Annotated in this window: 16 protein-coding genes and 1 riboswitch; of the genes, 8 read left to right on the forward strand and 8 right to left on the reverse strand. The window is 67.6% G+C overall.

The genetic code is table 11. From position 1 onward, the window contains the following. The first annotated feature begins 13 nt into the window (after positions 1-13). Positions 14-346 carry a DUF4286 family protein gene (locus Verru16B_RS03560; protein ID WP_069960995.1) on the forward strand — a complete coding sequence of 111 codons (333 nt, stop codon included), beginning with the start codon at positions 14-16 and terminating at the stop codon, positions 344-346. Here Verru16B_RS03560 and Verru16B_RS03565 read toward each other — a convergent pair whose 3' ends face one another. The 3 genes from Verru16B_RS03565 to Verru16B_RS03575 all read right to left on the reverse strand — a co-directional run bounded on the left by Verru16B_RS03565 (position 347) and on the right by Verru16B_RS03575 (position 3,049). Next, the gene (locus tag Verru16B_RS03565) at positions 347-1,303 is read right to left on the reverse strand and encodes a DNA/RNA non-specific endonuclease (RefSeq protein WP_069960996.1); all 957 of its coding nucleotides are present in this window, start codon (positions 1,301-1,303) and stop codon (positions 347-349) included. It lies immediately after the preceding gene. Positions 1,304-1,366: 63 nt separating this feature from the next. Next, the gene (locus tag Verru16B_RS03570; protein WP_083270072.1) at positions 1,367-2,197 is read right to left on the reverse strand and encodes a TonB family protein; all 831 of its coding nucleotides are present in this window, start codon (positions 2,195-2,197) and stop codon (positions 1,367-1,369) included. 12 nt (positions 2,198-2,209) lie between these two features. After that, positions 2,210-3,049 carry a M48 family metallopeptidase gene (locus Verru16B_RS03575; RefSeq protein ID WP_069960998.1) on the reverse strand — a complete coding sequence of 280 codons (840 nt, stop codon included), beginning with the start codon at positions 3,047-3,049 and terminating at the stop codon, positions 2,210-2,212. A gap of 192 nt (positions 3,050-3,241) precedes the next feature. On the opposite strand from Verru16B_RS03575, the gene Verru16B_RS03580 reads away from it, so the two are divergent. Genes Verru16B_RS03580 through Verru16B_RS18215 form a run of 3 tightly spaced genes read left to right on the forward strand, consistent with a single transcriptional unit; the run spans position 3,242 to position 6,885 of the window. Beyond that, positions 3,242-4,942: a tetratricopeptide repeat protein gene (locus Verru16B_RS03580; RefSeq protein WP_069960999.1), complete on the forward strand. Its 1,701-nt coding sequence runs from the start codon at positions 3,242-3,244 to the stop codon at positions 4,940-4,942. 4 nt (positions 4,943-4,946) lie between these two features. Next, entirely contained in the window at positions 4,947-5,612 is a 666-nt protein-coding gene (locus Verru16B_RS03585; RefSeq protein ID WP_069961000.1) for a hypothetical protein, read from the forward strand. Between the two features lie 10 nt (positions 5,613-5,622). After that, entirely contained in the window at positions 5,623-6,885 is a 1,263-nt protein-coding gene (locus tag Verru16B_RS18215) for a hypothetical protein (RefSeq protein WP_069961001.1), read from the forward strand. 106 nt (positions 6,886-6,991) lie between these two features. Here the strand turns inward: Verru16B_RS18215 and Verru16B_RS03595 are convergent, their stop codons facing one another. Genes Verru16B_RS03595 through Verru16B_RS03610 form a run of 4 tightly spaced genes read right to left on the reverse strand, consistent with a single transcriptional unit; the run spans position 6,992 to position 11,459 of the window. Continuing rightward, positions 6,992-8,035 carry a vWA domain-containing protein gene (locus tag Verru16B_RS03595; protein WP_069961002.1) on the reverse strand — a complete coding sequence of 348 codons (1,044 nt, stop codon included), beginning with the start codon at positions 8,033-8,035 and terminating at the stop codon, positions 6,992-6,994. Next, positions 8,032-9,057, reverse strand: a complete 1,026-nt coding sequence (locus Verru16B_RS03600) for a hypothetical protein (RefSeq protein WP_157772172.1) — start codon at positions 9,055-9,057, stop codon at positions 8,032-8,034. The genes Verru16B_RS03595 and Verru16B_RS03600 overlap by 4 nt, the downstream gene beginning before the upstream one ends. Before the next feature lie 53 nt (positions 9,058-9,110). Further along, a complete protein-coding gene (locus Verru16B_RS03605) occupies positions 9,111-10,595 on the reverse strand; it encodes a hypothetical protein (RefSeq protein ID WP_069961004.1) in 1,485 nt (494 codons plus the stop codon). A 3-nt stretch (positions 10,596-10,598) separates the two neighbouring features. Continuing rightward, on the reverse strand, positions 10,599-11,459 hold the full coding sequence (locus tag Verru16B_RS03610; RefSeq protein WP_069961005.1) for a MotA/TolQ/ExbB proton channel family protein: 861 nt from the start codon (positions 11,457-11,459) through the stop codon (positions 10,599-10,601). Positions 11,460-11,598: 139 nt separating this feature from the next. On the opposite strand from Verru16B_RS03610, the gene Verru16B_RS03615 reads away from it, so the two are divergent. The 3 genes from Verru16B_RS03615 to Verru16B_RS03625 are packed head-to-tail and all read left to right on the forward strand — an operon-like array spanning position 11,599 to position 13,797. Continuing rightward, positions 11,599-12,243: a hypothetical protein gene (locus tag Verru16B_RS03615; RefSeq protein WP_069961006.1), complete on the forward strand. Its 645-nt coding sequence runs from the start codon at positions 11,599-11,601 to the stop codon at positions 12,241-12,243. Positions 12,244-12,300: 57 nt separating this feature from the next. After that, on the forward strand, positions 12,301-13,056 hold the full coding sequence (locus Verru16B_RS03620; RefSeq protein WP_069961007.1) for a hypothetical protein: 756 nt from the start codon (positions 12,301-12,303) through the stop codon (positions 13,054-13,056). A gap of 60 nt (positions 13,057-13,116) precedes the next feature. Next, a complete protein-coding gene (locus Verru16B_RS03625; protein WP_157772174.1) occupies positions 13,117-13,797 on the forward strand; it encodes a hypothetical protein in 681 nt (226 codons plus the stop codon). 12 nt (positions 13,798-13,809) lie between these two features. On the opposite strand, the gene Verru16B_RS03630 is transcribed toward Verru16B_RS03625, so the two are convergent. After that, positions 13,810-15,939, reverse strand: coding sequence for a TonB-dependent receptor (locus Verru16B_RS03630; protein ID WP_069961009.1), 2,130 nt, complete (start codon positions 15,937-15,939; stop codon positions 13,810-13,812). Between the two features lie 65 nt (positions 15,940-16,004). After that, positions 16,005-16,117, reverse strand: a riboswitch (TPP riboswitch). Positions 16,118-16,211: 94 nt separating this feature from the next. Between Verru16B_RS03630 and Verru16B_RS03635 the strand changes: the two genes are divergently transcribed. Next, a complete protein-coding gene (locus Verru16B_RS03635; protein ID WP_069961010.1) occupies positions 16,212-17,327 on the forward strand; it encodes an efflux RND transporter periplasmic adaptor subunit in 1,116 nt (371 codons plus the stop codon). The last annotated feature ends 2 nt before the right edge of the window (positions 17,328-17,329 follow it).

Here is a 17,329-nt window from a genome sequence, read left to right on the forward strand (position 1 = left end):
TAGCTTCAGGCGCATGCCAGCGATCCTCTACACCGTCCGGGCCACGTGCAAAGATATCCAGCAACGCGGTCGTTTCCTCTCCTGGCTTTCACCCAACCACGTCGCGGCCGTTTTGCGGGGCGGGGCCACGGCGGTGCGCATCGTGCTGCCCTTGCCGGACGACCGGTCCGGACCAACCCCGGCCGTGGTCGAGACCCAGTACACCTTCCCCTCCCGCAAGGCCTTCGACACCTACCTCCGCGACCACGCCCCCGCCCTGCGGGCCGACGCGCTGCAGCATTTTCCGCCCGAAAGCGGCGTCACCTTCGCGCGCCAGGTGGCGGAGATCGCCACGGAACTGCCCTGATCACCAGACTCGTTCGAGCGGCCGCGCCTCCAGCGCCGTCTCGGCCGGATCGGACAGCTCGCTGAGAAAATCCAACCCGGTGCGCCGCTCGAGGTCGTCGATGGTGGTGAGATAGTCATCCAGCGGCGCCTCCGCCGGCGTGTCTTGCGGGAACACGAACGCCGCCGCCCGCACCCGGCCGTCGCTTTCGTCCACGATGATCATGTAGCAGGCCTCCGGAACGGCCACCCGGCCGCGCAGCTTGTCCGGCCGGTCGCCGAACACCGGGCCGGCGATCACCCACACCTCGCCAAAGCGCCCCGGGTAATTCGTGGCGATGCGCTGCTCCAGCTGCTTCCAGGGGCCCGCGTTGAGGGCATGTTTTTGCGGGATGATGTTGGACATCAGGAAAGTCTCGGCCTGCGCCGCCGCGCCGTAGCGCGTGGCGATCGCATGATTCGGCGCCAGGTGCCCGCGGTCGTAGCCGCTGCGGGTGTAGAAACCGGGCTCGATGCGCGCGACCGTGCGCGGATCGACGGCGAAATTGTCCGGCCGCTCCGGCGCCGCCCCGGGCGCGGTGTCGCGCACCCGGTAGGCGGCCCAGCGCGGGTTGCCCAGCTCATCGCTGTAGCCGACGACGTAACCCGCATTGGCAAGCAGGCGCAGCGGCTTGGCCCCCAGCCGCGTCTGCGGCGCCCCGCCGTAGACGTGCGTCGTGTCGCCCGGGGCCACCGCGGCGACAAAATCCTCGCTGTAATAAAGCTGCCAGAGATCCCAGGCCACGTCGAAGGCCGTGATCTGCTTCCGCCCCTCGACCAGATTGCCCACCAGGCGCGCGACCTCCTCCTGGCGCGCCGGCGGTTGCAGCAGGTACCAGCCCCCGATTCCGCCCCACAGCATCAGGTTGGCCACGACGAAGGCCTTGGTCCGGCGGAAGGACCGGGATTTCGAACGGGCGACGGGTTTCGCGCGGGCCATGCCTTGCTATCAGGCCAAGCGCCGGGCGGTGGCGAACAGATTCCGCCCGGGACCGGACCGCAGCTATTTTTTCTTCTTCGCCTTGCCCTCGGCCGGGTCCGCCTCCTTCGCGGATTTCTCCTTCGGCGCCTCGAAATCGAACTGGATGTCCATGCTCACGTAGATCTTCCGGCCGTCGGCCATCACCTGCGGCGCAAAGCGCAGCTGCGTCGCCGTCGCCATGGCCGGCATGCCGAATTCGGGATAGGTGGCCTTCACCAGCCGCGGGTTGATCACCTTACCCTCCTTGTCGATCGTGACATTCACCACGGCCTTGCCGTATTTGCCCGTGCCGGCGAGCGAGGCCGGGTAGCGGGGCACGAAGAAGTCAACCGGCCGCGGCCACTGCGGCAACTGCTGCGCCGGGATGATGGTCTCGGTCACCTCCATGAAGACCGGGCGGCCGGCGACACTTGCGAGCATCTGGTCGCGCGAGAGCCGGAATTCAAACGGGATCACGATGCGCTGCGCCTTGGGGTGGCCGTCCAGCGTGGCGGGCTTGAATTCCCACTGCAGGAGCGCCTCCTCGGCGGCGGCGGCAAAACCGGGGTGCGTCTCCGAGACGACCTTGATGTCCCGCACCTCGCCATCGACGTCCACCAGACACTCCAGTACGGCATCACCGTTGGTCAGCGTCTTCAGCAACTCCGGGGGATGCTCCGGACTGACGGTGCGGACGGCCACCGGGGCCGTGGCCTTCGCCCGGGCGGCCGGCGCGGCATCCGCCACCGGCTGCGCCCGGGCGGCGGTGGACAACAACAGCAGCAACGCAAGGCCGGGCAGGAGCACGGCCCGGCGGCGCGCCGGGGTCGGAGTGGCAGGGAGCAGGGCGGGCCGAGGGGGGCGTGGTGACATGGGAAGGAGGGGTTACTTCACCAGCTGCGGGGCGCGGGTCTGGCCGCTCCGTTGATAAATCTCAAGCGCCTGGGGCATGAGATCCAGCAGCTGCAGGATGCGTTCGGGGTAGCTGGGGTGGGTGGACAGGAAAGCGGGAGGCGTGACCCGACCTGCGGAGGCCTGCTCGAGGTTCTCAATCACCTTGGGCGCCTCCTCCGGGTTGTAGCCGGCGCGGGCCATGTAAATGAGTCCGATGTGGTCGGCCTCCTTTTCCTTGCCGCGGTCGAAACCGGTAGCCGTGATCGAGCTGGAAAGACCGTAGGCATTGAGCACGGCGTTGGCCGGGATGGCGCCGGCCCCCGTCGTAGACATGACCCCGCCGACCAGCAGGCCGCCGCCCTGGATCGCCATGTCCTGCGAGAGCCGCTCGTTCACATGCTTGGCCGCGACGTGGGCGATCTCATGAGCGAGCACAGAGGCGAGTTGGTCGTCGTTGTGGCAGATCTGAAAGAGCCCGGAGTAGACCCCCACCTTGCCGCCGGCCATGGCGAAGGCGTTGATCTGCTGGGGTGAATCGAAGACGACAAACTCCCAGTCGGCGGCGGGTACGTCCCAAAACGCGACCTTCGCCAGGCGCTCGCCAATCTGCCGCACGCGGGCCTGGTCGGCCTGGTTGCGACTGAGCGGCGTCCGCTTCTTGAGGTCGGCGAAGGCCGTCTGGCTCATCTTCACCACCGCCTCGTCGGAAACCATGTTGACCGCCGCGCGGCCAGTCACCGGCACCTGGTAACAGCCGGACGAGACCAGCAGCACCCCGCAGAGGGCCAGGCCGGCGAGTCGGAGGGCGGGGCTCAGGCGGGGCGCGTGCATGGCTTTGCTGCGGCACTGACATAGGCAGCCGGCCACCGTTTGCAAGCGCCGCACCGGGCCGGCCGCGACGAAATGTGGGGTCAACCCCGACACTCGTTTGACATTTGCCCCATGAAATTTACCGTCCCGCCAGTCCCCTCGTCCCCAACCCAGCAGTCCACGCTAAACGCCACTGCCAACGTTCTTCCGCGTATGAGCGACTCATCGGATTCCACGCCCAACAAGAAACGCCGGGTGATCCATTGGGATCCGGAACATGGTCGTGACAACGGCGCCAAACGCTGGACCGTCCTCCGCCTCGCCGCCTGGATTCTCGGCGGCGGCCTGGCCCTGCTGATCGTGGCCGGTCTCGCGATCCGGGGCATCCGCCTCGTGGTCGGTCCGCAATTTCTCCGCCCGGATGCTGTCGCGACGAGCACCACCACGGACGACCCGAGTCTCGCCTTCGTCACCGAATCCAAGGCCACCCTCGCGCGCGAGAATGTCGCCAACGCGCTGAATGAAATGCGCCGCCTGCCGCAGGATCACCCGAGCCAGCTCCAGCAGCTCATTCTCATCGAGAAGGCGTTTCTCGGCGGCGAAATCCTGCTCGCCAACCGCAACTACGCCGCCGCCTACGCCCACTTCACCGCCCTCGGCCGCGAGATCGACGCCTTCAGCGAAAACGTGAAGCTCAAGCAGGTCACCCAAAAGGCGTACGACGAGGTCCTCGTTCGCATGCGCGATCTGGACCGCGCCCGCGACCTCGCGCCGGCGGAATTCGAGACCGCCTTCGCCGACGCCGGCACCGGCCGCCAGTTCTTTGTCGACGGGCGCTTCGCCACCGCGAAGAAGCAGTTCGACGCGGCCTTCGCCGCCCTCGACCGCGCCGAGGCCGCGCTTAAGGACTTTGTGGATGATAATCTCCGCCAGGCCCTGGAGGCGGTCGCCGCCGGCGACAAGCCCCGCGCCCTCGCCGCCTTCCAGGCCGCCCTGGAAAAGGATCCCGGCAACGAGATCGGCCTGCAAGGGCTCAAGCGGGCCGAGGTCGCGGACCGGGTCCGCGCGCTCATCATCCAAGGCGAAGGCCTGGAACAGAAGCAGGAGCACGCCGCTGCCGCCGAATCCTATGGCAAGGCCTTCGAACTCGACGCCTTCTCCGCCGTGGCCCAGCAGGGCAAATCCCGCAACGAGCGCCTGAAGAAGGAGACCGCGCTCAACGCCGCGCTCGCCGACGCCACCGCCCACCGCGAGGCCGCCGCGTGGGACCAGGCCATCGCCGCCTACGAGCGCGCGCTCAAGGTCGATCCCACGAACGAGAACGTGTCGAAGGCCCTCGCCGAAACCCGCGAGACCGCCCAGCGCGAGGCCGTGAAGAGCGCCCTCGCCAAGGCCCTCGCCTACGAGAACAAATACGAGTGGGAACAGGCCCGGGGCAGCTACCATGAGACCATGGAACTCGACCCGGCCAACACCGAGGCCAAGGAGGGCTACTTCCGTACGGGCAAAATGATCCGCACGCTCATGCAGTACAACAAGCTGGTGGACGTCGCCGAGTCCCACGCGCAGCGCGCCGAGTTCCAGTCCTCCATCCGCTCCTTCAACGAGGCCATGGCCATCAAGCCCGCCTACCTCGCCCTCACCGATCGCGTCAGCCAGCTGCGCGCCGTCCTCAATCTCCAGAGCAAGCCCGTCGACGTCACCTTCCGCTCCGACGGCAACTGCTGGGTCTCGATCAGCAATTTCCGCATGCTGGGAAAAATCTCCTCCCAGACCGTCAAGATGCTCCCCGGTGACTACGAGATCGTGAGCCGCCGCAAGGGTTACCAGGATGTCCTCCTGCTGCTGCAGGTGCGCAACGGCAGCACCCCGCCGATCGTCAGCGTCGCCTGCACCCTCCGCGCCAGCGGTTGATCCCATGAAATACCCCGTCCCCCTCCTGGCCGCCGTGTTGCTCCTCAACGCCGGCGCGCAGACGGCCGCTCCTGTGCCCGTCCCCGGCGCCCCCTCCGCCAACCGCCCCCGCCCGGCCACACCCGCCAAGGCTACCGCGGCCAAAGCCGCTTCCGGGGTGAAAGCCGTGCTCCCCGACCCCGACCTCCTCGACGGCTCCAAATACGAGCCGGAGAAGCGCCCGCTCTACGGCATGCTCTCCGAGATCGAGATGGGCGAGGAGGAGGGCGGCGAACAAGATCGCGTCAGCCCCAATTCCGGCCCTGCCGGCCAGCCCCCTCCGCCGGGCCAGGAAAACAAACCGGGCGGCGCCGGCCCGGAACAGGAAAAGCAAGGTTCCGCCGAAAAAATCGAGGAAGGCCCCGCCGCCAAGCCCGAGGGCGCGCAGGCGCAAAAGATCAATGCCCCCGAAGGCGCCCAGCAGCAGGCCGGCGGCCCCCAAGGCAGCGCCCGCGAGATGCAGATCGGCGACGCCACCCTCCAGATCCAGACGGAAGCCAAATCCCCCGACGTGGTCGGCCAGGAGGCCAGCAAGGCCCAGCAATACGAAAAGCCCACCCCGGCCGGCCAGCAGTCCAACACCCGCAACCAGGGCGTGGAGAAGGGCAAGGTCATCCCCAAGGGCCTCTGACCCCCGCGCCATGAAACGCCTTCTTCCCCTCCTGCTCCTGCTCGCCCTGGTGGCCCCCCGCACCTCGGCCAAGACCGTCATCTTCCCCGTCGAAGGCATTGCCGACCTCTGGCAGCTGGCCGAGGTCGAGTTCGCCCAAAAATACGCCGGCATCAACGTCACGGGCCTCGGCCCGAGCGATGAGGGCTGGTATGTGCGCTACCGCCACGAAAACCTCACCTACCTCTTTGGGCCGCTGACCGACGATGACGCCGCCCTCCGCGCCCGCTGGGAACTGGAGGCCGTGCGTGACGCCGCCATCCGCACCCGGCCCACCCTCGACACCAGCCAGATCGATGTCGTGAAATTCACCTTCAGTGGCGAGATGGGTCGGCGCGGCGACGGCTCCGGCGGCCCGGGCGGCCCCCGCCCCACCCACGACATCGACGGCAAACCGCTCGGGGGCGACGGGGACATCGATGGCGACGGCATTCCCGACCACAAGGATCCGGACATGGACGGCGACGGCATCCCCAACAAGGACGACGCCGATGTGGATGGCGATGGCGTGTCCAATACCCAGGACGGCGACATGGATGGCGACGGCATCCCCAACGAATCCGACGGCGACCTGGACGGCGATGGCATCGCGAACACCGCGGACAGCGACCTCGATGGCGACGGCCAGAGCAACGCGATCGACGGCGACGTGGACGGCGACGGCACACCCAACGAGCAGGACGGCGACATGGACGGCGACGGCACCGAGAACGGCCGGGATTCCCAACCCGGCCAGTACACCGCCGAGGGCCAGTCGGCCGCCGACGGTCAGGGGCAGCAGGGGCAGCAAGGTCGCCAAGGCCAGCGGCAGAGCCAGAGCCAAGGCCAGCAGCAAGGCCAACAGGGCCAGCAAGGGCAGCAAGGCCAGCAAGGGCAACAGGGCCAGCAGAGCCAGCAATCACGGCAGCAGCAAAGCCGCATGCAACGGCCCGGCTCCCAGTCCTCGCAGAGCAGCAGCCAGCAGCAATCGCAGCAGGAGCAGCAGGGCCTCCAGGTCATGAATCCCTCGTCCGGCCAGCCCGGGCAACCGTCCCAGTCGCAAAGCCAATCCCAACAGAATTCGCAGGGCCAGCAGGGGCAGCCTTCCTCGCAACAATCTCAGCAGCAAAGCTCCTCCTCGTCGTCCAGTTCTAGTTCCAGCGGCGGCCAGGGCCAGCCCTCCCAGCAGCAGCAACAGCAGCAGCAGAGCAGCCTGAACATCGTCCAGATGCTGCGGTGGATCCTGGGGATCTGAGTCGGATCACTCCCTACCGCTGGATTCAAACCCTCCTGCTGCAGCGGCGGCCTATGACCGCCGAACGCACAGGATATAACTCAGGACGGCGGCCATAGACCGCCGCCTAACGCTCGGGTCGCTCGCGGTCGCGCGGACGCTCCTCGCGTTCCTCGATCTCCTGCAGGGCGATGAAGGCCCCCCCGTGCTGAAAGGTCACCTCGCGCATCAGGTTCGCGTATTTGACGCCGGTGTTGCCCATGGAGAAACCCATCTTCACGGCGGTCGGGAACCCGATGGCATTGATCACCACCCGCCGCTTGCCCTGCTCGTTCCGTGGGTTCAGCTCATCCAGGCGGCGCAACACCGCGTCGGCCGTGCCGGTGAACTCGTCCCCGAGGATGAAGATCGTCATGCGCATCTCGGGGTCGTTCTCGTCCAGCAGCGTGCGCAACGCCCGGACAATGCCGGGCACGGGATTGCTGTTGCTGAAGATGTCGTAGTCAAAGAGCGCGGACTTGATCGCATTGCGCGTGGCGGCGTTGTCCGGGAGCCAGGTCTGCTCGGCCTGCCGGCCGCTGATGATGAAACGGCCGTCGGCGTCGAGAAACTGGATGCCCTTCACGTCGGGATAGGCGTTGAGCACCTCGTCAAACTTCTTGAGCACGATCGGCCAGATCCGCTCGCTGCTCGGATCGCGCATGCTGCCGGAGCTGTCGATGATGAAGGCGACATGGTTGCTCTCCGCCGGCAGGCCGATCGGGGCAGGGTCGACCGACAGGGCGATCTCCTTCGGCTTCTGTCGGGCCGCCAGGTCCGTTTTGACCTCCTCCACATCCACCAGCAGGCGGTCGCGCGCAGCCTTTTGGTCGGCGACCTGCTGCTCCAGGCGCGCCAGCAGCTGCTTCAGGCTTTCCTTCTCCTGCAACGCGATGGTCGAGACACTCGCGCGTGCCTGGGTGATCAAGATCTCATCCTGGCTGCGCCGCAGCTCGGCCAGCGTCACCAGCTGCTGCTCGACGATCCGCTGCAGGCGCTCGCGCAACTCCTGCACCACCTTGGTCTCCGAACCCATCGTCAGCACAAACAGCAGGATGATCGCCCCGAAACCGCAGCAGATGCAGTCGAGGAACGAGAGGCTGAAGATCGGAACGCTGGAGCGGCGGATCATGTGTCGGGCCAGTCGGCGGAGGGACTGACCAGGGCGCCGTTGGTGTAGCCGGCGAGTTCCCAATACAAGGCGGGCGCACCGGGATCGCCGCTGGTGGGAAACAAAATCGTGCTGACCGGAATGCGCGGCGGCAGCTGCCGGATGGCCTGGCGGAGGTAAGCCATGCGCGTGTCATCGTCGCTGCCTTCGGAAGACGGCGCGCTGTCGCTGGCGGTGGGCAGGCCGTCGGTCAGGAGCACGATGGAGTCCGGCAGGATGGGCAGGTAGCGCACGGTGTTGAAGGCCCGCTCCAGGTTGGCCGAGCCCTCGGGCACGACCTGCCGGAGCTTGGTCAGCGTCTGCTGCACGCCCGCTCGGTCGCCGCGCGAAACCCAGCCGTCCGACCGGTCCGGCAGCAGCGGCACGGTCTCGTCGTTGAAGAGCAGGATCTGGAAATTCGCATCGGTGCCGAGGCTCGCCACCAGCCACTCCAGCGCCTTGACCACCCGCTGCCACTTCGGCGCCGCCCGCTTTTTGAAGTCGGGCTCGTCGAGCCGGGCGATGGCGTCCTCCAGGGTGTCACCCAGCATGCTGCCGGAGGCCCGCACGATGAACAGCACGTGGCTGCCCTCCAGCTTCACGCCGGTCAGGTACTGCCGCCGGTCGATCTCGGGGATCGGCACCGGCTGCTGCTCCTCCTCGGGCATGTTTTTCAGGTCGGCCAGCAGCTTCGCCTCTTCGTCCCGCAGCGCCGCGATCTGGCGGAGCAGGCGCTTCAGCTCCTCCTCCTCCGCGTCGGCCTTGCTCTTCGTCTGGACGTTCTCCTCCTGCATGCTGGCCAGCTCGGCCTCGGTCAGGGTGGCCGGTCGGGCCAGCTTGCTCAGCGCGAGCTGTTCCTGCGTGATATCGCGGTCCAGCTGCGTCACCTGCTTCTTCAGCTGCTCCACCGTGTCCTTGCCGTAATCCGATTTCTGTCCGGTGGTGAGGATGAAGAGCAGCAGCACCGCGCCAAAGCCGCAGCAGATGCAGTCCATGAAGGACATGCTGAATATCTCCGTTTCGCGGCGCTTGCCTTTGAGCATGGCGGGCGGGCCGGCTAACCGTGATGGCGGATCAGCGCGGTGTCGGGACAGTAGGCGAACAGCACCTCGGTCTGGTGGACCCCGTGCTGGATGGTCAGGCGGTCACCGGCCTCGATCAGGGCGCGTTCGTTCGCCTGGCTTGCCAGCGAGCCCGGCAGCCACCACTGGCCGTCGGCCTGCTCCAGCAAGACCTGGCCGCCCGGACCGGAGGCATCAAATTCCTCGGGCAAAGTCAGGTCCGGGCTCAGGGCGGCCGGACCGATGGTGAAGACCCGCTGCCCGTCGAGCGCGTGGCCGAGCCCCTCGCACAACGCGTGGGAGGGCCGGCGGGCGGGTGACGGCCGGCGGGCTTTGACCAGGCGGACGATGCAGCGGTCGGCCGATTGCTGCGGCAGCAGGCTGGCCGGCGCCGAGAGTTCCACCGGCACATCGGCAATCTCATCGCGGGTTTCGCGCTGCGCCCCGAGGCGGGCGGCCCCGGCCGCCGCGGCGCCCGGGGGCAGGTGGAGCACCCGGGACAGGCCGGCAGCCTGCAGCACGCCCGCGAGCCCGGGCAGCAGGTCCGCGCGCGCGGTGAGCGCCACGGTGCAGCGGGGCGAACGACCGCCGCTCTTCTTGAAGATCGCCTGCGCGCCCTGCAGCACCGCCTGGTTGAAGCCGCTCAGGTCGGCGGCCAGCTGGTCGCGCGTGGCGATCAGCTCGTAGGTCCGCGTACCGGTGTTGATCTGGTAATGGAAACCCATCACGCCCGAGATCAGAAATTCCTTCGTCTGGTTGTAGAAGGCCTGGCCGGTCTTGCCGTCCTCCTGGATGTCAAACGTCGTGTGCCGCAGGAACCGGTTGGCCATGGTGCCGGTGATGTGGCGCAGCAGCTCGCCAAAGCCGATGTGCGCCACCTTCGCAAAATCGCGTCGCGTCAGGCGCCCGTCCGCCTCCGGCTGGAAGAGCGTGAGCTCCGCGCCGCGCAGGTGGATGTCGATCATCAGCAGCGGCAGACTGGAGTCGAAATAGTCGATGCGCGGGTCGCACAGGGAGGCGGCCGCCATGTCGACGATGCCGGCCAGGGGCAGCTTCAGCTCCGCCGCCATGCCCAGCAGCAGGCCGATGCGTTCCTCCTCCGTCGCGGCGTCGAGCAGGTAGTCCCCCGGCACCGCCAGCACCGCCTTCTGCGGCGTGCCCGTGACCGCGGTCACCCGCGCGCAGTATTCCTTCAGGAAAAAATAGGCCAGTTGCGAGTAAGGCAGCGGCCGGCCGGCCGGGCCGAGCGGCGAGGTCTCGTGCGAGAGGCGGCTCCACGCCTCGTGGGTCACCTGCTTGGGCCGGGCATACCAGAATTTCTCCGCCTCGGGCCCGTAGCAGCCCGTCTTGCCATCGTGGAAAGCCAGGCCGAGGCAGCCCAGCGGGCCGCCGCCCTCGATCAGCGGGTAGGTGCTGGCACCTTCCCGCGACAGGGCCGCTTCAAAGCCCGCATCACATAATTCCAGGCCAAGGACAGGCATCGTTTAATCCTCCCGGCGCTGCGCCTCACGCTGGGGCACGCGCATGATATGAACCAGTTTTTCGCGGCAGTAGTTCTGCAGCTCGAGGATCAGAGCCTCCTGGCGGGACTGCAACATGTGGAGCATGTACATCAGGATCATGCTGAGGATGAGCGCCACGAGCGTGGAATTGAAGGCCAGGCCGAGGGCGGAAACCACGCCGCTCAGGTCGCCCTTGATCGCCTCGTCGGCATGCGAGAGGGCGTCGCCGATGCCGCGCACCGTGCCGATGAAACCCACCGCCGGGATGGCCCAGGCGATGTAACGGATCAGGGAAAGCTCCGAATCCAGGTTGTCGGCCACAAGCTCCGCCCGTTCCTTCACCGCGCTCGCGGCGTCCTGCACGGAATTGGTGGCCTGAAAGCGGTGCAGGGCGGCCAGCAGGAAATCCGGCAGCAGCCGCTCCCGCCAGCGCGGGGTCGCCTCGACCGAGGTCTTCAGCTCCTTGTAGCGGTCCAGCGCGTCCTCGGGGATGATGCGTTCGCCCTGGCGCACCCCGATGAAGTCGTGCCGCAGCAGTCCGCGCTCCCGGCCGACCTCCACGAGTTTGTAGGTCAGGATGATGGTCGCCCAGAGCCAGAGCATCAGTTCGACCTCCTGCTCCGGATCCTTGATGATGATGTAGATCGAGCGGGGCGCGACCTTCGCCTCATCGTCCGACTGTTGCGCCGCGCTCAGCCGTTGGGTGATTTCCAGCTCGGCCACATGCGGCCTCACCACGAGGGAAAAATAGGCCTCCACGATGAGGATCGAGACCAGGAGACCCACGTTCGGAACCAGAAAATCCAGTGAAAAGATGCCCTTATTGCGGGAGAGGATGGCCATGGTGCAGTGCGGACGGATTGAGCCGGATCAAGGCAAGGCGGCGGGGAAACGGGTAATTCGCGGGACACTAAAAGGGGATTTGATAAAATAGCCAACACAACTACGCTGCAGCCCAGTCGGACCAACCGAATCCCCATCCATGAAATTCCAAGGTGCCCGCAACCGCCCCGCGTTACATCGGAGCCTGGTGTCTCTCGGCAGCGCCGCCGTCATCATTTCCCTGGTCGGTTGCCAAGTGGCCCCTTCCAAGACCGTCACGGGCGCCGGCACCGGCGCGGCGGCCGGCGCCGTGGTCGGCGGCCTCGCCGCCGGCGCGACGGGCGGCAACTCCAGCCAGGGCCTCCTGGCCGGCGCCGGCGCCGGCGCCATCATCGGCGGCATCGTCGGCCTCACGCAGGAAATGAAGGAGCGCAAGGAGCAGGACCGCCTCGCCCAGGAACGCGCCTACCAGCAGGAACTCGCCCGCAAACGCGCCGAGGAGGCGAAAAACCGCGCCCTGCTGGATGAGGAACTCGCCGTCGCGCAGGGTTTCCAGATTTCCGACCTCGAGCTCACCGAGGCCCAGAAGAAGGTCGACAGCGCCGCCGGCCGCCTGGCCAAGCTGCGCGAGGAACGCACCGCCGCCCTCTCCAAGAAAAAGGCCCTCGACGAGGCCAACGAAAAGCTCCTCTCCACCGAGGCCGAGATTGTCCGCCTCGAGGAAGAGCTGGCGCGGCTCAAAAACGCCCCGGTGGAAACCGTCACCGCCACCACGGATCCCACCGCCGCCCCCAGCCCGAATTGACCGGACGCCGTCTTCTCCTCTCCCTCCCGCCCCTGGCCCTTCCACCCACCGGTTGGCATGAACTCGAATAACCGCTCCCTCCTGACCGTGGCGGCCCTGCTCGGCGCCACCGCGGTGGTTTTCACCGGCTGCAACACCACCGAGACCTACACCGTGCAGGTCGATGCCATCGCCACCCCCACCGAGGTCGGCAAACCCGCCCCCGCGGCGGAATCCTACCACATCCGCACCCGCAATCCCCAGCTCGACGAGGGCAGCCTTCGCTACAAGGAGGTCACAGATTACGTCCGCACCGCCCTCTCCGGCAAAGGCATGTATGAGGCCCCGAACGCCGAGCAGGCTGACGTGGTGATCGATGTCGACTACGGCATGGATGCCCCGCGCATCAAGTACCAGACCATCAGCACGCCGATCATCCACCAGCAGCCCAGCCGCATGGTCAGCCAGACCCGGACGATCACCCGCGTGACCTCCACCGGCGAAACGATCACCTACTTGGTGACGGAACAGGTCCTCGTGCCCGGCTCCACCGAGTTTCTCGGTATCCAGGAGAGCATCCAGCCCGTGATCGTCTACGAGAAATTCCTCAAGCTCTCCGCCCGCACCAACCAGGAGGCCGACGAGGGTCGCCCCGCCCCCGAGGTCTGGAGCGTCAACGTCTCGGCCGAGGACGACAGCCAGGAGCTGCGCAAGTACATGCCCATTCTCGCCTCCGCCACTGCCGACTACATCGGCACCAACACCAAGGAATCGAAGCCCGTCAAGATCAAGGAGGGCGACGAGGTGGTGACGTTCATCAAGAAGGGCATGTAGGTGCCGCCCCCACCCGGGTTTCGCGTTGTGCCCGGGGGCGACCCCGCCATTTTCCCCTCCATGGCCCTCCGGCAACTTCTCCCTTGGTGCAGTCTGCTCGCGATGCTCGGTCTGGCCGGCTGCATGACCGTGCACAACGTCACGATCGATGCGATCAGCGATCGGACCAAGCCGCTCGGCGCCACCTATCACCTGGAGGTCAACGACCCCAGCGGTGGCGTGGATCCAACCGTCCACGGCGCGGCGGTCGAGACCATCATGGACGCCCTCGCCGCCCGCGGGCTGTATGAGGTCCCCGCCAGTGTGCGCCCCGACATGATGATCGAGGCCAGCTACGGCACCGGCCACGGCTACATCAAGATCATCAATGAAGCGAACACGCCGATCCTGCTCGGCTCGAGCCTGCCCACCAACAACTCCAAGGCCGTGGTGGTCTACGACAAGACCCTCGAGATCACCGCCCGGGCCCCCGCTCCACCGGGCGCGGCCAGCCGTCCCGGCCATCCCGCGAAACCGCTGGACGAACTCTGGAGCGTGAAGGCGAAGATCATGGACAACAAACAGGAGCTGATTCCCTACCTGCCCGCCCTCGCCTCCGCCTGCATCGACTACATCGGCGAGAATCCCGGCCGGGAGCTGACCCTCCCGGTGGAGGCCGGCCAGGCCAAGGTTCTCCTGCAGCAGCGCCCCGCGGCGCCCGCGCCCGCGGCGGCGCCAGCCCCGGTCGCGACCGCCCCGTAGCTTCCGCCGGCCTCAAAACCGCCACGCCGCGGTCACGCCCAACTGACGCGGATCCGCGCGATTCTCATAACGCGTTTCGAGGTAGTCGGGATCCTCGTTGCCGAAGAAATAAACCCGCCGGTCATAGACCTCATCGAGCAGGTTCTTCGCCCACAGCGTGACCGTCCAACGCTCCCACGCATAACCCAGCGTGGCGTTGACCACGCGGAAGGCGCGCCGCGCCTCGTTCTGGTTGTTGGAATCGAACTGCTCCGCGCGTCCCGCCAGCTCCGCCCCGCCGAAAAGCCCGCGCCCCGCGTCGTAACGCACCCCCCAAGTGTAGCCATAACGCGGCGTATTCGCGAGGACCCGGCCGCCACCCGCGTTGCCGTTGCCGAGGGTGAAAGGATCCAGCCGCGAGCGCATCAGCGCCAGCGAGCCCCGCACCGACCAGGCGCGCGTCAGCGCGTACGCGGCCGAGGCCTCCAGCCCGGTGACGCGCGCCCCGTCACCGTTGTCGGTGAAAAAGCGATAGCTGCCGCCAAAGCCCGCCGAGTCCCGCACCTGCGTGTCCCGTCGCCACAGCGCGAAGGCGGTGACCTCGCCGGTGAGCCGCTCGTCCAGCCAGTGGCCGCGCAGGCCGGCCTCCGCGTTCCACAGGGTCTCGGTGGCGTACGTCAGCGGATCGGTCGCCGGATCGATTCGCGCGTCCACGTTGACGCCGCCCGCCTTGTAGCCGCGCGTCAACGAGACGAAGAGCAGCTCGTGGCCGCTGAGGTCATGCTCCAACGCGACCTTGCCGCCGACCAGGGTGTCCTCGAACGTCGGCCGGATGACGACCACCGGGTCAAAGCTTCCGCTCGCGCCGCGGTAGCGGGTCTTGGTGCCCTCGCCCTCCAGGTCGATGCGCTCCGCGCGGAGGCCGGCCACCAGGCGCGTGCGCGGCGTGAAATCGTGACCCACCTGGCCGAACAGCGCGAGGTTGCTCGCCCGATAAATGGTCCGGAGCCCCCGGATGTCCCAGGGATCGGTGTTGGTGTAACGGGAAAACTCCTCCGTGTCGGACAGAAACGCGCCGAGCGTCCACCGGCTGATCCAACCGGCCGCCGGGCCCGGCACGGAGTCGAGGCGCAATTCCTGATTCACCACCCAACGCGTGCGCGTCAGGTCGCTGAAGCCCATGTAGGATGCGGCCGTCCAATCGTCATCATAACTGTACACCGACCGCGTGCGGGCGCCGCTGGTGACGGTGCTGAGGCGCACGCCGTCCCACCCCGCATACGTTCCCCGCAGGCTGGCGGCGAAGGACTCCTGCGCATCGCGGCCGGGTTGGTCGCTGAAGGTGTTCGTGCCGTTGTTATCGAGCGCAAATTCGTCGTAGCCGCTGTCGAGGTCGGCCGCGAGTACGGCCGCTTCCCAGCGCCAGGCCGCGTTGGGGTTCCACGTGAGGCGCAGGCGCGCGGTGAGCTCGTCCCGGGCGTTGGTGTCCCGGCCCAGCGTGACGTTCCGTCGGAAGCCGTCGCTCTCGCTCTGTTGCACGGCGAGGCGCATCATCAGCCGGTCGGGTTGACCTTCCCCCAAGGGCCCGCCAACCGCGAAGCCGCCGCTGCGCAGCGCGTCCTCGCCCGCCGTGAACTCGGCCTGCCCGGTCCAGTAGGGCGTCGGCGCGTTCGTCACGAGTCGCACCACGCCACCCGCGGCGTTGGCCCCAAAGGCCCCCGCCTGCGGGCCGCGCAACACCTCCGCCTGGCTCACGTCAAACGTGCTGCCCAGCCCCCCGAGTCCGGTGAAGTCGAGGTCATCCACCACAAAACGCACGGCGGAGTCCGGCGTCTCGCCCTCAAATTGCGAGTTCTCCCCGATGCCGCGGATCTGCAGGTGACGCGGGCGCGAGGTGCCGCCCGTCCAGGTGAGGTTGGGCAACCGGTCCACGAGGTCGCCGAAATGGCGGACCGCGCCGGCCCGCAGGGATGCTTCATCCTGGACGGTGACACTCGCGGGGATGCGTGCCAGCGGCGACTCCCAGAGGTCCGCGGTGACGCGGAGCGGGGCCAGGATCAGCGGGGCGGCGCCGGCAGGGGCCGGCCCCGGGGTTTGGGCGGGCGCGGAGAGCCACAACAGGCCGGTGAAGGCGGGGAGGAGGAGTCGGTTCGGGATTTGCATTGGGTTTGGATTGCCCGACCCGACCAGACTCCCGACAGAAGGGGCGCCGTGCGCCCGATGGCGCTTCCGCGGCGCCTGCTGTTTCCTTCGTCGGCATGATCCGTTCAGGTTCGAAGGGTCGAGCGGTCGAGCGCACCGCAATCTCAGTCCTCCGCGGAGGACACCCCTACAGGCAAGCCGGACCAAAGTCCGCCGCCGCCTTTACACAAGCCAAAGTTTTCCCGCCCCCTGCTTGCCGCCGGATGCTTTCGCCGCAATATGTTCGGATTCCGATGAATAAACGCATCCTGCTCACGGCTGTCATAGCGCTCGGTGTCCTCGGCGCGATTTTCGGCTTCAAGTATCTTCAGATTCGGCAGGCCAAGGCGGCCATGGCCGCCCGCAAGCCCGCCCCGGCCGCGGTGACCACGACGCCGGCGGTGCAGGAAACCTGGCGATCCACGCTCCACGCCGTCGGTTCGCTCGAGAGCTTCCGCGGCGTCACCTTGCGCGCCGAGATCGAGGGCCGCATCGTGCACGTGGGCTTCGAGTCCGGCGCCCGCGTGCAGGCCGGGGACGTGCTGGTCGAACTCGACTCCCAGGCGGAGACCGCCCAGCTGCGCAGCAACGAGGCCACCGCCCGCCTGGCCGCCCTCAACCTGGTCCGGGCCCGCGATCTGCGCGAAAACAGCACCAACACCCAAGCCGACCTCGATACCGCCGAGGCCACCGCCGCCCAGACTGCCGCCGCTACCGAGGCCACCAAGGCCACCCTCGCCAAGAAGCGCATCGTCGCCCCCTTCGCCGGCCGGCTCGGCCTCCGGCAGGTCAACCCGGGCCAGTTCCTCAACAAGGCGGACCTGATCGTCACCCTCGAGGCCAGCGATCCGATCTACGCCGATTTCTCCCTGCCCCAGCAGGATGTCACCCAGCTGCGCCCCGGCCTGCCGGTGAAGGTGAGCATCGACGCCTTTGCCGATCGCGAATTTGACGGCGTGGTCGAGGCCATCGACCCGCGCATCAACGAAACCACCCGCAACCTCCGCGTCCGGGCCCGACTGCCGAACCCTGATGAAGCCCTGCGTCCGGGCATGTTCGTGCGCGTGGATGTCGTACTCCCGGATGAGCGGCCGGTCGTCGTCCTCCCCGCCACCGCCATCGTCTACAGCCCCTACGGCGACTCCGTCTATGTCGTGGCCAAGAACGAACAGGGCGTGCTGGCCGCCCAGCAACGCTTCGTCCAGGTCGGCCCCAAGCGGGGCGACCAGATCTCGCTGCTCGGCGGCGTGAAGCCCGGCGAGGAGATCGTCACCGCCGGTCAGGGCAAGCTGCGCCCCGGCACGCCGGTCACGGTCAACAACTCCGTCGTCCCGACGAACAACCCCGCCCCGAAACCCGCGGAGAGCTGAGC

This window comes from Lacunisphaera limnophila (assembly GCF_001746835.1).
GTDB lineage: Bacteria > Verrucomicrobiota > Verrucomicrobiia > Opitutales > Opitutaceae > Lacunisphaera > Lacunisphaera limnophila.

Excerpts from the sequence above, each read along its gene's own strand:
- Verru16B_RS03560 (WP_069960995.1), top strand. The coding sequence starts at position 14 with ATGCCAGCGATCCTCTACACCGTCCGGGCCACGTGCAAAGATATCCAG.
- Verru16B_RS03565 (WP_069960996.1), bottom strand. The coding sequence starts at position 1,303 with ATGGCCCGCGCGAAACCCGTCGCCCGTTCGAAATCCCGGTCCTTCCGC.
- Verru16B_RS03570 (WP_083270072.1), bottom strand. The coding sequence starts at position 2,197 with ATGTCACCACGCCCCCCTCGGCCCGCCCTGCTCCCTGCCACTCCGACC.
- Verru16B_RS03575 (WP_069960998.1), bottom strand. The coding sequence starts at position 3,049 with ATGCACGCGCCCCGCCTGAGCCCCGCCCTCCGACTCGCCGGCCTGGCC.
- Verru16B_RS03580 (WP_069960999.1), top strand. The coding sequence starts at position 3,242 with ATGAGCGACTCATCGGATTCCACGCCCAACAAGAAACGCCGGGTGATC.
- Verru16B_RS03585 (WP_069961000.1), top strand. The coding sequence starts at position 4,947 with ATGAAATACCCCGTCCCCCTCCTGGCCGCCGTGTTGCTCCTCAACGCC.
- Verru16B_RS18215 (WP_069961001.1), top strand. The coding sequence starts at position 5,623 with ATGAAACGCCTTCTTCCCCTCCTGCTCCTGCTCGCCCTGGTGGCCCCC.
- Verru16B_RS03595 (WP_069961002.1), bottom strand. The coding sequence starts at position 8,035 with ATGATCCGCCGCTCCAGCGTTCCGATCTTCAGCCTCTCGTTCCTCGAC.
- Verru16B_RS03600 (WP_157772172.1), bottom strand. The coding sequence starts at position 9,057 with ATGTCCTTCATGGACTGCATCTGCTGCGGCTTTGGCGCGGTGCTGCTG.
- Verru16B_RS03605 (WP_069961004.1), bottom strand. The coding sequence starts at position 10,595 with ATGCCTGTCCTTGGCCTGGAATTATGTGATGCGGGCTTTGAAGCGGCC.
- Verru16B_RS03610 (WP_069961005.1), bottom strand. The coding sequence starts at position 11,459 with ATGGCCATCCTCTCCCGCAATAAGGGCATCTTTTCACTGGATTTTCTG.
- Verru16B_RS03615 (WP_069961006.1), top strand. The coding sequence starts at position 11,599 with ATGAAATTCCAAGGTGCCCGCAACCGCCCCGCGTTACATCGGAGCCTG.
- Verru16B_RS03620 (WP_069961007.1), top strand. The coding sequence starts at position 12,301 with ATGAACTCGAATAACCGCTCCCTCCTGACCGTGGCGGCCCTGCTCGGC.
- Verru16B_RS03625 (WP_157772174.1), top strand. The coding sequence starts at position 13,117 with ATGGCCCTCCGGCAACTTCTCCCTTGGTGCAGTCTGCTCGCGATGCTC.
- Verru16B_RS03630 (WP_069961009.1), bottom strand. The coding sequence starts at position 15,939 with ATGCAAATCCCGAACCGACTCCTCCTCCCCGCCTTCACCGGCCTGTTG.
- Verru16B_RS03635 (WP_069961010.1), top strand. The coding sequence starts at position 16,212 with ATGAATAAACGCATCCTGCTCACGGCTGTCATAGCGCTCGGTGTCCTC.